Annotated in this window: 15 protein-coding genes; 3 read left to right on the top strand and 12 right to left on the bottom strand. The window is 48.6% G+C overall.

From position 1 onward, the window contains the following. Nucleotides 1-104 precede the first annotated feature (104 nt). The gene (locus RJD28_07265) at nt 105-1,205 is read left to right on the top strand and encodes a hypothetical protein (GenBank protein ID WNV59268.1); all 1,101 of its coding nucleotides are present in this window, start codon (nt 105-107) and stop codon (nt 1,203-1,205) included. A 45-nt stretch (nt 1,206-1,250) separates the two neighbouring features. Here RJD28_07265 and RJD28_07260 read toward each other — a convergent pair whose 3' ends face one another. From RJD28_07260 to RJD28_07220, 9 genes are all read right to left on the bottom strand, one after another. Further along, nucleotides 1,251-2,885, bottom strand: coding sequence for an Mbeg1-like protein (locus tag RJD28_07260; GenBank protein ID WNV59267.1), 1,635 nt, complete (start codon nt 2,883-2,885; stop codon nt 1,251-1,253). Continuing rightward, on the bottom strand, nt 2,885-3,493 hold the full coding sequence (locus RJD28_07255) for a hypothetical protein (protein WNV59266.1): 609 nt from the start codon (nt 3,491-3,493) through the stop codon (nt 2,885-2,887). Before RJD28_07255 ends, RJD28_07260 begins: the two co-directional genes overlap by 1 nt. Nucleotides 3,494-3,505: 12 nt before the next feature. Further along, on the bottom strand, nt 3,506-3,820 hold the full coding sequence (locus RJD28_07250) for a WXG100 family type VII secretion target (protein WNV59265.1): 315 nt from the start codon (nt 3,818-3,820) through the stop codon (nt 3,506-3,508). A gap of 20 nt (nt 3,821-3,840) precedes the next feature. Further along, a complete protein-coding gene (locus RJD28_07245) occupies nt 3,841-4,143 on the bottom strand; it encodes a WXG100 family type VII secretion target (GenBank protein ID WNV59264.1) in 303 nt (100 codons plus the stop codon). A gap of 19 nt (nt 4,144-4,162) precedes the next feature. Beyond that, complete coding sequence (locus RJD28_07240) at nt 4,163-4,471, bottom strand: hypothetical protein (protein ID WNV59263.1); 309 nt, start codon at nt 4,469-4,471, stop codon at nt 4,163-4,165. Then, nucleotides 4,453-4,806, bottom strand: coding sequence for a hypothetical protein (locus tag RJD28_07235; GenBank protein WNV59262.1), 354 nt, complete (start codon nt 4,804-4,806; stop codon nt 4,453-4,455). The genes RJD28_07240 and RJD28_07235 overlap by 19 nt, the downstream gene beginning before the upstream one ends. 10 nt (nt 4,807-4,816) lie before the next feature. After that, on the bottom strand, nt 4,817-5,122 hold the full coding sequence (locus tag RJD28_07230) for a hypothetical protein (protein ID WNV59261.1): 306 nt from the start codon (nt 5,120-5,122) through the stop codon (nt 4,817-4,819). Nucleotides 5,123-5,134: 12 nt separating this feature from the next. Next, nucleotides 5,135-5,491: a hypothetical protein gene (locus RJD28_07225; protein WNV59260.1), complete on the bottom strand. Its 357-nt coding sequence runs from the start codon at nt 5,489-5,491 to the stop codon at nt 5,135-5,137. Between the two features lie 99 nt (nt 5,492-5,590). After that, complete coding sequence (locus RJD28_07220) at nt 5,591-5,839, bottom strand: EsaB/YukD family protein (GenBank protein WNV59573.1); 249 nt, start codon at nt 5,837-5,839, stop codon at nt 5,591-5,593. Between the two features lie 287 nt (nt 5,840-6,126). On the opposite strand from RJD28_07220, the gene RJD28_07215 reads away from it, so the two are divergent. Together RJD28_07215 and RJD28_07210 are read left to right on the top strand one after the other, a co-directional pair. Then, nucleotides 6,127-6,795 (top strand): IS110 family transposase, encoded by a 669-nt coding sequence (locus RJD28_07215; protein ID WNV59259.1) that lies wholly within the window; start codon nt 6,127-6,129, stop codon nt 6,793-6,795. After that, nucleotides 6,776-7,303, top strand: coding sequence for a transposase (locus RJD28_07210; protein ID WNV59258.1), 528 nt, complete (start codon nt 6,776-6,778; stop codon nt 7,301-7,303). The genes RJD28_07215 and RJD28_07210 overlap by 20 nt, the downstream gene beginning before the upstream one ends. 127 nt (nt 7,304-7,430) lie before the next feature. Here RJD28_07210 and RJD28_07205 read toward each other — a convergent pair whose 3' ends face one another. Genes RJD28_07205 through RJD28_07195 form a run of 3 tightly spaced genes read right to left on the bottom strand, consistent with a single transcriptional unit; the run spans nt 7,431 to nt 13,740 of the window. Continuing rightward, on the bottom strand, nt 7,431-8,105 hold the full coding sequence (locus RJD28_07205) for a hypothetical protein (GenBank protein ID WNV59257.1): 675 nt from the start codon (nt 8,103-8,105) through the stop codon (nt 7,431-7,433). Further along, on the bottom strand, nt 8,090-8,806 hold the full coding sequence (locus tag RJD28_07200; protein WNV59256.1) for a LytTR family DNA-binding domain-containing protein: 717 nt from the start codon (nt 8,804-8,806) through the stop codon (nt 8,090-8,092). The genes RJD28_07205 and RJD28_07200 overlap by 16 nt, the downstream gene beginning before the upstream one ends. Beyond that, on the bottom strand, nt 8,803-13,740 hold the full coding sequence (locus RJD28_07195; protein ID WNV59255.1) for an FtsK/SpoIIIE domain-containing protein: 4,938 nt from the start codon (nt 13,738-13,740) through the stop codon (nt 8,803-8,805). Before RJD28_07195 ends, RJD28_07200 begins: the two co-directional genes overlap by 4 nt. Between the last annotated feature and the right edge of the window lie 5 nt (nt 13,741-13,745).

Below are 13,745 nucleotides of genomic sequence, written 5' to 3'. Positions count from 1 at the left end.
TATAATAGCCAATTCAAGATATTTATCATATTTACTTTTCTGTATGATATGTTATAATAAGATATATATCTTATTATATTTTACAGAAGGGATGGTATTATTTTATGCCTAAAAAGAATTCAGAAACATACGGAAACAATATCAAATACTTGATTGATTGCGTCAGCCCTGCATTTACTTTGTCAAAATATGTTCCAAAACAGACATTCTACAACTTAAATATCAGTCTTTCCACATTGAAAAAAGCACTCTATGGAGAAAATTTGTCTGTAAAAACAGCACGACAGATTGCTGACAGCTTTTGCCACTATTTATCTGATTCAACAAAAAACAGCCTCGCAGCAGAAGATCTGTATTTGCCGACAAGTGATTTCAAACGTAAGTTTCCAAAAGAATACTTTACACAAACATACACGTACCATTCTTTTGATAATATCACTTTATTTACCAACCAGCTTTTTCGCTGCTATTATATGGTATCCCACTCGGCTTACCACGCATACACAGGGTATTTCAAATTATTCGAAACCAAAGGCAAGTACTATGCATGCATGATTCTCGGCATCAAGGACTTTGAACTGCCACAAGTAAAAGCCATTCTGAATAACTTCGACACACCCGAAAATTTGAAAAAAGCTTTCGCACATGAACACACAAGCTTTATCAGCAATAAAAAACTGGAATCTCTCAATTTATATATCGCTGAGCATGAGGATATCCTTTTCACCAATAATTGTATCCGTATCCATTTTACATCCATAGAAGACGATCCATGCCGCTGTACCATGTTCTGGAATATTCGCATTGTAAATGAAATAAAACGGGAATCCTATATCGGTGGATCCGCACTGGTTGTAGATACCAATGACGGTCGCCGCGGCAGAGATATTGCAGCTTTCAAAATGGGCCTGGAACATATCACCAATTCAGAAACAGACAAAAAACCTTTTAACACAAATTCCATGCAGCTCATAGCTGAATTGTCTCTCCAGACCAAAAATGGGGTAATGACAGTTGACAACAGTGATGACAGCCACTGGTTCCGTTTTCTCCAGGAGGATATTAACCGGGATGATTCTTCCGACCTTTTCAAAGATATTGATATGCATAACCTTGTGAGATCTTTGCTTGAACTGAGATCCAGTTATGCTGTAGAAGTGGAACGCCTAAAAACATATAATGATAACAGGGAAAAGGAATCATGACAACACCTTCCCCCCTGAACGTATGACAACGCTTGTACCACGATTTTATTCATATAATGCAGCATGTGCTGCAATCTCTTTTTCATACCGTGCATAAGCCCTGGCCGTCTGCTCCAGCGCCTGCCCCAGACGACTGACCGCTCCTGAAGTCTGATTGACACTGCTCATTGAAAAAGCAAGGTATACTTTCAGCGCACTTGCTGAGACACCCTGCATGGGCAGCGTCCGCCGGATCTGACCAAGTCTGTCCACCGCATGCTGCATGGATTGCTGCATATCGTACAGCCCGGAAGCGCTAGCATACAGACTTCCTGTATCCACAGAAAAGTCTACGTTTTTGATGATGGGACGGCCGGAAACCACATGCTGGATCAGATCACCGGCATGATTCCAGTATTGCTGAAGCATCTCCATACACTGCTGCACATATCCCCGAAGCTCTTCCATCTTTGCTCTCAATGCCTCCAATGAAGCACAGATATCCATAACAAAGGCAACACCCGCCAAAGCAACCGCCGTGATTGTCACGGTTACCGGAAAAATCACCGGAATTAACAAAACAGAAGCGGTTACCAGCGCCACGGTTTTCACTGCACAGTTTTCAGCCTCGTAGGAAACCAGCATATCCCGCAGAATATCTGCCATGGCCTCTCTCCCTTCCGGGGTGTCCACCAGACTGTAAATAATCGTTGGAATCCCGATTTTGATAAAGCCGGAAATATCTGCATAGGAAGCATGGTCGCCGTCATATCCTATTTTCATTTCCTCGCTCAGCTCCAGAAGCTGCATCAGCGTCATGGCACAGTGTGCCCGTATTTCCTCCGGCATATTCATCAGAAGTGCCGACAGACGGTGTGCATATTCTCCCAGGCTTTTCTGATCGGTCTCCTCATTCAGCGTATACCCGTAGCTTCCGTCCTCTCTGTGAAAAAGATATTCCAGCATATGGGTTTCCAGTATATCCGAAATCCCGGTATTCGTTTCTATGTAAGTCGTATTTTCTTTTGGAATGACCTCATTTCCCAATTCATTGACCACATCATTTTCCCCGTTGACCGCATACATTTTCTGCCGCTGCTCTTCATACCCCGGCATTCTTTGATACCGTTCCACCGCCGCATTGGACATGCCCTGTCCGTCAAAGGAAATACATCGGTCAATATATCTTCGGTTGTCCGCATTCAGCGTCGCAGCCTGGGCATTGTTTCCCCCTTTGGAATGTCCTGTGACCGTGAGATCTGCATCTTCGTCGATCCCACAGTTCTGAACAAACCGGTCGCAGAATGTGCTGGCCGCCTGCTGAGACTTTGTCAGTTCCTCTGTCATGCCTCTTCCATTATCCAGCCACTTTCCATCGCCAGTTCCCCGGTACACCACATAGGCCTCCTGATTTTTGCTGTCACTGAAAAAGGCATCCGCCTCGATCGCGCCACCATGGTCTGACATCGCCAGTCGAAGATCCCCCAGACCATCCACATGATCAATGGCATCTTTCAAGATCCGAAGCATGGTTTCCTTGCTCCCGTCCGCCTGGGATGGATTGCTGGCAAAATACTGCTCGGCCTCACTGACCAGCGTCCGCAGATCTGTTCCCGGTTCGCCCATATGATAATCCAGATACTCAAACATGTTCAGCATCGCTGCGATCTGTGTTTTTCTGGAATCTGCCGCACTTCCCATTATGACTTCCTCCATCTTTCCGTGACGATGGTTCCTTTTTCATATTTGAAAATGACCTGTGTCTGCACGTTATCTGCATTTGCCAGAAAATCATCCACTGTTTTTTCCGTAAGGGCAGATACTGCATTCCAGTCCGCCGGAACCGCCGCGATTCCTTTTACCGCGATCCCGGCACGGCCAAAAGTCTCCATCAGCGCCTGAAAGCTGTTTTCATCCAATGCTTCTTTCGCGAGAATACGGACGGATTTGAAAGCCAGCGGATCTGCCATATAGTCTCTGAGCGTATATCGTTTCGGATCCTCCACCGGCAGCACCACATCCGGTACTTTAAAGTACAGCCGGACATTTGCAAATACTGCATCTACTGCCTGCTGAAGCTGTCCACAGGCTTCCTTATGAAAATATACCGCCGGAAAGTTATCCCCGTAATACACTGCTCCGTCCTTTTCCAGATAAGATGCCAGCACCGGCATTTCTGGATGATCTTGACAGTTCAGACGGACAGTAATCGACTTAGAGCCAAACATCCCATGGACTTCGCCCTCACAGGTGAAAGTTTTCCCATATCGTTTTTCCATATAGCAGATCACACCATCTTCTCTGCTCATACACGCTCCCTATTAGACAATCACATCCCCGGGTAAAGACTGGGCCAGCTCCACCACTTCTGCCTCGCCACCCTTATAGCGGTTTGCCATTTCATTCAGATCAGAAGAATGCTCCTGGATCATCCGCACAATTTTCTGAATATCCTCTTCCAGATTTTTGAACTTCCCAATATAGGCGGTAGAACCCTCGCCTTCCCAGCCGCCCGACAAGCTGACAACCAGATTCATCATCTCAGAAGTTAAATTTCCCACGGTTCCTGCCTTTGTTGAAAATTCATTTGACGCTGCAACTAACTCTTCCGGTACTACTCTTAATAATCCATCCATAACGCTGCTCCTTTCCCGCTCTACCGATATGTTCTCTCTGCTGCCAGATTATAACTTGCGATCTCTGCCTGACTGTACTTATCCGCATTTGCCAGAAGCGCCTGCACATAGACGCGAATGGTATTGTAAAAATTATCCATCTGTACCTTATCACTGGAAAATGCATTGTGAAAAGCTGTGTGTGCCTCGCCCTCCCACATGGTGCCAAGCTGCTGTTCCAGTGCTTCCAGCTCCGCCACCTGTGATTTGAACTGCTCATTCAAACTCTCCAGCTGTTCCGCCTGTGTCTTTAACTGTGACATGGTTACTGTGATCTGTGCCATCTTTCATTCCTCCTGTTTTTCAATAATTTCTTGCCTCAGCCAGCGTTCTCGCCAGCAATTCCGCCTTGTGGATCCGGTTTGCGGTTCTTCTCACTTCCTCCGCCCCCGAACGAATCTGTTTGACAGAGCTCTGGATCTGTTCCTTGAGCGCTGCCGCTTTTTCCTGATAGAAGCTGGCATTTGTCCCCTTCCAGCTCTCTGACAGACGCATCATCGCCTCTCCGTAGCTGTTGTTCAGTGCATTTTCCAGATCTGCTGCGATCTGATCCAGAGCATCCGCACTTTCCATAGCAGCATGAAAATCAATCTCTATCCTGTCATTGCCCATTCTTTCGTTCCTCCTATACAATCACATCGCCAGGAAGGCTTTGCGCCAGCTCCTTTACCTCTTCTTCCTTTCCTTCCCAGATCCCCGCAATGGCGGCCAGATCGTCCGCCTGTCCGAAAAGATAGGCGAGAATTGCTTCCCCGCTCCGGCGACATCCGGCGATAGGCTTCCCGATGCGCTTCCGCTGCTTCGCCGATCCAGTATCCTTCTGTCCGTTTCACGGCCATATCCATATCCTCAAACACCGCTTTCAGAGCGGATACCTTTACTGCAATATCCCGCGCAGTCTCCCGCAGCTGCTCTGTAGCAATGCTGACGTGCAGTTCCTCTGCCACAGTTGTCACCTCACATTCTGACGGCAGCAATAATGTCCGCCACGGAATTTTCACATTCCACATATTTCTCTGATGCAAAGCCGAGACTTTCTGCAAAGGATGCCAGTTCCTTCAGACTGTCACCAAAAGCAGTCATTCCTTCTGCGAATCGCTGGCCAAACACCCCTGCAGCGGCGCCCTCCCAGTGTACGTGCAGCGATGCCACAAGCTCTGTCAGCGCTTCCATCTCCTGTCTGGCTTTCTCAATGTCTCCGCGAAGGACTTCCGTGTCCTGTGTGAGTCTGTCAGACTGCACTTCCATGTACCTGTTTTCCATTTGATTTCTCCTCTAAAACGTGATCAGTGATGCCCACTTTTCGTCACTTCCCGTGGATGTGAATGTCAGTGGGGTATCCATGGTCTGGGGCTTCCCGTTTTCCAGACAGTCCACAATTTCCGTCTCGCTTTTTTCATAAAAACGGCAGATCATCGTCAGCGCTTCCTCCAGTTCCGCTGCCTTTCGCCTCTGCATATCCAGATTTTCTTCTTCTCTTTCCAGCCACTGGGAAACGTCTGCAAAGGATTCCATGGTTTTTAACTTCGAAATCAAATCCCCCAGGCAGCCTTCCAAAGATCCCAGCTTTTCCCGGAAAGCGGAAAGTTCCTCACCGCAAAGATGCATTTGTCCCAACGAAACCTGAAGCATCAGTATGTCCTCCCTGTATCTGTAGATTACCACAGCCCTGCTGCCGGATAAGAAAAAAGCTGACAGACAACCGCTTTTATCTGACGAATAGCTGATTTTTCAAACCAGAATCAGCAAATGTCCATCCACTACGCCACTTTCCCGGAGCGACCGGTCAAATGGCAGCATTCTTTGCAGAGACGCATCAAACAGCATCAGCCTCTCCCTGCCGTTTCCCGGGGACAGCTGTTCCTTCTGTTCCACCATTTCACACAATTCATTGACGATCACCCCCGGTGCAAAGCTTTCATTCAATCGAAAATCATACGTATGCTCCACCGCAGGCACATATACGTTCACCAGAATCATTTCTGCCACGTATAATCCAATTATCCTCTTTTGAGGGTAATGGATTATTCCCCTTTCTCCCAATCTCTTGGGCTTTATTGAATACTCCATTATAATAATTACAGCACTGTGGATCTGTACCTATTTCATTACGGCTTTGACTGTTCCGAGGTGACTCAGACCACAGCTTTTCGTCTACTACTGGTAATTAGTTTGTTAACGCATGACGTTTGTATTTACGTGATTACGCAGCCGAATTCTCTGTGGAAGACAGCAGTGCTAAATATCTTATAAGGAGGCTTATTTCTATGACCATGTACTTTGTTGGAATCGATATTTCCAAGTACAAGCACGACTGTTGCATCATATCAGCAGCCAACCAGAAAGTTGTTTCAAAGTTTACTTTCAAAAATGATAAGTCCGGTTTTGAACAACTAAATCTTATCTTAAATTCACTCTCCACTCCTGAGGATATAAAAATAGGGTTTGAATCAACTGCCCATTATGCCCTCAATCTTGAACTCTTCCTTGAAAATGCCAACCACAGCTTCATGGAAATTAATCCAGTTTTAATCAAGGATTTCAAGAAGTCTCAGACTCTCCGACGCACCAAAACCGATTCTATCGACTGCGAGTTAATAGCCCGTTGGTTAATGACTGTTGAATACAAACCCCATTCAAAAGGATTTTACCACGCTTATTCCTTAAAGTCATTAACTCGTTTACGGGACAGGCTGGTTCGCCAGCGTTCTTTTTATCTTGTTAAAATTACAAACGTTCTTGACCACACCTTTCCAGAGTTCAAACCGTTCTTCCATGAGCGTTTATCTAAAACTGCCTTATACCTCCTTGAAAACTACGGCTCCGCTGAAAAGATAGCAAGAATGAATTCCGCATCCTATGAGAAACTTCGATCCATTTCCAGAGGAAAATTTTCTCCCCCAGCAGTTTATTCGCTTGAAAGAACTTGCCGCTAATACAGTCGGTGTAAACAACTCTATCTTCGATGTAGAACTTAATAGTCTGCTGACCTTATACAAGTCCCTTGTAGATGAAATCAAAACATTAGAAAGCGAAATCAACAGACTGGTAGATGAAGTGCATCCACACTATATGTCCATTCCAGGTATCGGTCCTATATCCGCTGCTATCATTTACGCTGAATATGGTGATATTTCAAACTTCTCCAGTCCTAACCAGATGCTTGCTTTTGCCGGAATAGAACCCAGCGTACATGAGTCAGGAACTGAAGCATATAATGGCAAGATGGTAAAACACGGTTCCTCACAGCTACGATATGTGCTTATCAACTGCTGTCTGCCGTTGATACGGTTTGATGTGACATTTGCTACATACTATGCCAGAAAACGTTCAGAGAACAAGCCTCACCGGGTTGCTATCACTCATGTAGCTAAGAAGCTTGTCAGAGTCATCTATGCATTGGAGAGTCAAGATATCGACTTTGACCCAAAGAAACTTCGATGAGCTCATGTTCATAAGTTAACACCCTCCATCTGAAATACGCTATTTTCAGATGGTTTATTAAGGTTACCCTTTTTTATAAACCATAAAATTCCAAAAAAACACTTGACTGTTTATAGTTTGTCACCTCTTATCTTCCACCGCTTAAAGCCTCTTCCAGCCAGGACACAAGGAAGCTTTCCCGGTACGGCCCAGTCTTTCTCGTCTCATCCATGGCATCCTCTTCCACCAGCATTCTGTGAATACCCAGGCGCGCAACCCCTGTTTGCCCTGCTTTTTCCCGGTTTTTTGCATCCATCTGTACCGCCAGCAGGGAAATCCACGGATACGCCTGCAGTTCCTTTCTGTTATCCAGCGTTTGCGGCAGTATTTCTTCCATATCCCGATAGGGCAGTGCCTCCCAGCTGTCGTCTTCTCCCGTCAGCCCCTGCTCCCGCAGGAAATCCTGAAACTGGTCTTTTTCTATGAAAAAAAGACGAACGGCCTCTTTTCGCTGCTGTACCTCCTGCACCGCGACGATTTCTTCCCCCGGATACAGATAAGTCCACTCTCTCGCTGGATTTCCCGGATAAAGCGCCACCAGAGTTTCTGCCTTCGCCATCTGCCCCAGCAGCTTCGCCAGCGGCTCCCTGACCCGGAAATGTTCACCGGTGTTTTCCAGCCACCCTTTTTGAAAAAGCGCCTTCAGAATCTGTGCCGCATCCTGCTTCCCATCCACCGCAAATATCCCCGGGCATTTTTTCACGCCTTTGCAGAAAAGAAGAAAACACAATTCCTGTTTTTTTATGATCATTCCGTTTTCCATACTGAAAACTTCTCCTTCATCAGTGGTCGATAGCTGCGGGACACCGGAATCTCCACGTCGTCCGTCAGAATACAGAGCGCCTGAGAAGCCTGGTACCGCCGCAGGTGATGCATATTCACAATATAACTTCTGTGACATCGAAAAAAATAGTCTGGCAGATTCTGTACCAGGTGATCCATGGAATCATAAAACCCGTATTCCTCATTTTGCAGAGCAATATAAATCTTCTTGGCCCGCGCCTCAAAATATAAAATCTGTCCATAAGGAATCCTCAGTTTTCCATCCCGGTCAGCGAATACAAACACATCCTCGTCATCTGCTTTTCCTGGAAGCCAGTGAATCGCCTCCCGGATACTCTCTGCCGCCTGCATCTGTTCCACCGGGCGCAGCAGCACGGAAGCCGCCATGATCGACGGCCGCAGATATTGCACCGGCGACAGACTCTCCGATACGATCAGCACCATATATACATTTTTCCACCATTTTCGGACAGTCATGGCAGCTGCCAGCCCCTGCGCATCCGTCACATCCAGATATACAATATCCAGCACCTCACTTTCGCTGATTTCCTGCACCTCCAGGTGCAACATGCCGCGAATTTCCCATCGTTCATCCGTCAGCAGCGCCGCCTGCTCATGCGCTTCCCGCTGGATCAGCCAAAGCTCATCTGCCTGCCCGTCCACAATCAACATATGAATCATCCGTCATTTCCCCGCACCAGCGGCAGGATCACCGTCTCTGCCAGGGCACTGTCCTCTCTGGAAGGCACCATGCCGCTTCCAGGATTTTGCGCCTTATTTTGCTGGACAAAAGAAACATTTGTAAAGTTAAATATTCTCTGCGCTGCCAGATTGCCGCCCAGGTGGATCCCTGTCCGGTTATCTGCAAAACACTGATAAATCTTCCTGCCCGCCAGAGAAGCCTCGTCCTCCGACCGCATACAGCCAAAAAGGTAAATATGATGATTTTTTCCCCTTTCCGCGATATTTTCCACAAAGCGATACATATCCGCGCCATTTGGCAGCTTGCGGTATACATCCTCCAGAAACAGATTCAGATCCGCAATGCAAATGAAAATCGGCGGCTCCTTCTGCATCCTTTCGAAAATCTGTGCGTCCTCCATTCCCTGTTCCAGACACTGCCGTTTGATCTTGTTTCTGCGGATAAATTCCGGCAGCAGATTCTGAAAATACCAGAAAACCTCTTCCTGGGTATGGACATAGGTACCTTTACATCGCCCGGCGATTTCCTTTAATTCTTCTGTGCCTTCTTCGATCACCACGATCTGTGCAGATTTTCTCGTTCCCATCAGCATCAGAAGCTTCAGCAGATTTTTCTTTCCGGTATCTCCTTTTCCGGAAATGACATATGTATAAATTTTGCCAAGATCCAGGCAGTAAATAGAGGCATCTGCCTTTCGATACCCAACGGGAAGCGACCGGTCATCTGTCAGCGCCTTTTTCACTCCTGGTTCTTCCAGAAATCTGGAAAATTCCGGTTCTGTCGGGATTTCCGGTATTCGCATGGCAGCACAGCCGCGCCATTGCAGCTTCATTTGCTGACACATGTCTGCCAGCTTTCGTCCCCGTTCAAAATCGTCAGCCGCGTCTATCGCCAATGCCGTCTGAAATTCCAGGATTTCCCCGTTCACACTGGAAAGACCTCTTCCCTTGATACCAGCCTCCGGAAGCACCTCCGGCCGCAATACCCGAAGCACCTCTCCATACTTATAGGAATCTCCCATTTCCAGTGCAAATATATGCTGCATATTTTCCGCCAGCTTTAAAGGCAATTCATGCATCCCCACACCTGCAGCGCTGAACAGGCAGTAGATGCCACAGCTGATTCCCTCTTTCAGCAGCCGAAGCAACACAGGCTCGTATGCATCCTGAGTCTTCTCCCGAAAATTCCCGTAATTGTCCAGAACCACCACCACAGCTGGCAGCACAGGCCCTCTGATCCTGACATACTGGCTGTAGCTGCCGCCCTCCAGCATGGCTTTTCGCTCATCCAGCATTCTGGACAACATAGCACATAAGATCCGCAGCCGGTCCGGCTCTCCATCCGTCACAATACCGCCGGTATGCGGGGCATCCGCAAAACAGGTCAGCAGCTTGCTTCCATAATCCACAAAATAGAACTGCAGCTGATCCGGTGCATATTTTCTCATGAGAGAGCAGACTGCCGTCTGCAAAAAGGTACTCTTACCGGAAGCGACACTGCCGTATACCACCTGATGTCCGTTCTCCCCGAAATTAATCTCCAGTATCCCCTGCTCCTGATTGGCCGGATCATCATAGGTACCCACCGGCGCCTTTAATTCAAAAACCGTATGCCAGTCCTGATACTGGCCGGGAAGCTGCAGATATTCCACCCGCGGCAATACCGGAAGCCATAATTTCTGTGGGCTATGATAATGGTTGTGCGCGGCGACCTCCGTCACATGGTCGATGACCGCCTGCAGCTGCGTGATCTCCTCACACTCCGGCAGCCTGACACCGGCTCCCGCAGTCAGCAGCAGAAGCGCATCTGTTCCCACATGCATATATTTCACAAAAGATTTCAGATTCGCTGTATTGTAAGGCTTCTTCTCATAAACATATCCGGCTTTTGCAATGCTCTCATAGATATCTTCCAGGCACTGACTGTCCTCTCCCATGATTTCTGCCAGCTGCTCTAGCTGCACCTGGTATTTTCCTGCCGTCTCTTCCAGAATCCTTCCCAGATCCTCATACCATTTTCTTTTCTGTGCTTCTCTGTGTTCCCGCTTCGTGCGGCTTCCTGTCATGACCTTCTTACCGGTAATGGTGATCATCTCCGCGATGTTCTCCCCGGCACCGGTTCCTTTCTCATATACCGCGCCGCTGTAGCCCGACTGGAACAATTCAAAAATTTCATCATTGCCCACCTGCAGATACCCACGGCCCGCCTGGGTGATATATGCCGCATCCGGCCGGTGCAGCATGCCCATACTGTCCTTTTTATCCTGTACCCGCAGACACCATCTGAATTTTGTGTTGCTCCAGATGTTATCATCCACAGTTCCCTCCGGTTTCTGTGTCGCCAGGATCAGATGTACCCCAAGGCTTCGTCCCACCTGCGCCACACTGATCAGCTCTTTCATGAAATCCGGCTCTTCCCGTTTCAGCTCCGCAAACTCATCAATGATGATGAGCAGATGGGGAATGGGCACTGCCGCTTCTCCGTTTTTATACAGCCGGGTATAGCTGTTGATGTTGTTCACACTGTGGTCATTGAAAATCTTCTGCCGCCTCCGGTTTTCACTTTTGATAGATACCATGGCACGATGCACCTGATTGCCCGACAGATTGGAAATCTGCCCTGCCAGATGCGGCAGATCCGTAAACAGGTTCGCCATACCGCCGCCCTTGAAATCAATGATGAAAAAGGCCACGTCGTCCGGGCTGAAATTCACAGCCAGGGAAAGGATATACGTCTGCAGCGATTCACTTTTACCGGAACCGGTGGTGCCCGCCACCAGTCCATGGGGGCCATGATATTTCTCGTGGATATCCAGATAACAGCCCTGGGCACCGTTCTTCTGTCCCACCAGCACCCGCATGCTCTCATACACTTTGTTCTTCTTCCAGCGCTGCAGGATGTGCAGCTCCTCCACAGAGGACACATGGTACATTTCCAGAAAGTCAATGTCTGTAGGGATGCCGCCGCTGCGGTCTTCCTCTGCCACCCGCAGGCCGCACACACGCTGTGCCAGCGTCCGCAGAGAATCGCTGCTCACCGTATCAAAGCTGATCTGCGTGAAACGATCCCGGCCCTCATAGACATGGAACATCCCCGTTCCGGCGCCGTCCCGCTGAATGATCTCCTCACAGTTGTTGGGCAGATCTTCATACCGTTCCCCCAGCCAGAAGGTGGTCAGTCCGTATGCAGACCGGGGCTTTGTCACATAACGGCTGATCAGTTCTCCTTCCAACATTTCCGGGCTGATCAGAAACAACACATACCAGGGCCTGGGGATATTCTGTTTCTCCACCGTCTGCACAGCTTCCTCCGCCCGGCTTCTGAGCACCGTTCCCAGGGAAAAGCTGATATCGCCCACATCTGCCTTCGTCTGGGCGATATACCGGGTCTTCATATCCTCCGACCAGACATGCGGCAGCCATTTCACAAATTCCCAGCGCTTTCTCTCCACCCCGCGGCTACCATCATAAATAAAGATCATTTTGACATCCGTATAGGAAGTATTTGCGGCAAGCTGCGCGATGATATTTCTGATGACAATATAGGCCCCGATCTTCCGGCTTCCCCCGATCACCCCCACCATGGGATACTGCAGAAGATTCAAACAGATCGGCACCTGATACAGCATGGTAAAATGATCTTTCACCATGGCCGGTTTCTCTGTCAGCTCGTCATAAAACATTTCAAACTTCGGTTTCGGAACCTCGATTTTTCCCTGAAAAGGCACCGTTCCCTGCCCCAGACGGACTGTCAGGAAATCCTCCTGCAGCGGGTTGCGGTTCCAGAGCAAACCTTCCGCATCAGACACCTGACAGCACTCCTCGCCAGATGGATGATTGAAAAACATGCCCCTCCGATTTTCCTCATATACCCGTCGGATCTCTTCTGTCTTACCGGCAATATACTGCCCATACGTTTCGCAGCGAAGTGCCTCCTCCTCTTTTGCTTCCTCCGCCGCATACCGCATATTTTTCACTGCCCACAGAACCCCAAACCCGGCAGAGCCCATGGCCGTCACAAGTCCTGTATACATAAACGCGCTGCTGCCAGCACTCCCTGAACGGGAAGCGACAATCGCCAGCACGCTGCCAAGTGCCATGGGAATCACCATGGTAAAAGAAGGCCCGATGGTCAGAAGCAGCGGCTTTCGCTTCCTCTGTTTTTTCGCGGGCGGCCCTTCAATCTCGATGGCATCCGTAAACAGCGGTTCTATCGTCCGGGGCGCGCTCTTGTAATATCGCTTCTTTTTCTCTTTTTCCGGTTCTCCGATCCCTCTCTCCTGCGGTATTTCCACAACCGGCAGCAGTTCTGCTTCCAGGGAACCGCCTACCACCGAACAGGCAAACAGATCCCCCAGGCAGATGAGCTTCAGGCCGAAAAGCACCACGCTGTCACCAAACCGCAGCCGCTGGCTCTCCTTCACCCGACGCCCATTGACGAACGTCCCGTTGCCGCTTTGGTCATAGATGGTCCAGGAATCGTTCTGTCTGACGAACAGGGCGTGCTCCCGTGATATGTAGTTCTGGAAAATATACCGGAGCTGGTTATTTTCACTGCTCCCCACACGAAAACGGCTCAGCCTGAAGACATCGTATTTCCGGCAACCCACCTGCAGATTCTCCTTCTGGACTACGAGCAGGGACAGCTTCACATGTCCCCGCACAGGCGCCAGTGTATACAGGCTCCCGTCCTCCAGTCGATTGCTCTGCGGTTCCCGCTCATTTTTTACCACATATGTCTCATCCGGGAAAATGCGCCATTCCTCGTCATAAATTTCCAGCTTTACATCCAGATCTTCCTCCAGCCGAAACATCTCTTTTTCAAAATGGATCCGATGGTCAGCATTGTGGATTCCCGGCAAAAAGAATTCCTGCATGCCATATTTGGCCCATGCGATAATTACAGTTTTCATTGATT

It is taken from the genome of Oscillospiraceae bacterium NTUH-002-81, assembly GCA_032620915.1.
GTDB lineage: Bacteria > Bacillota > Clostridia > Lachnospirales > Lachnospiraceae > JAGTTR01.
The sequence above is the reverse complement of the archived record's forward strand: the minus strand, read 5'-3'. Positions and strand labels throughout refer to the sequence as shown.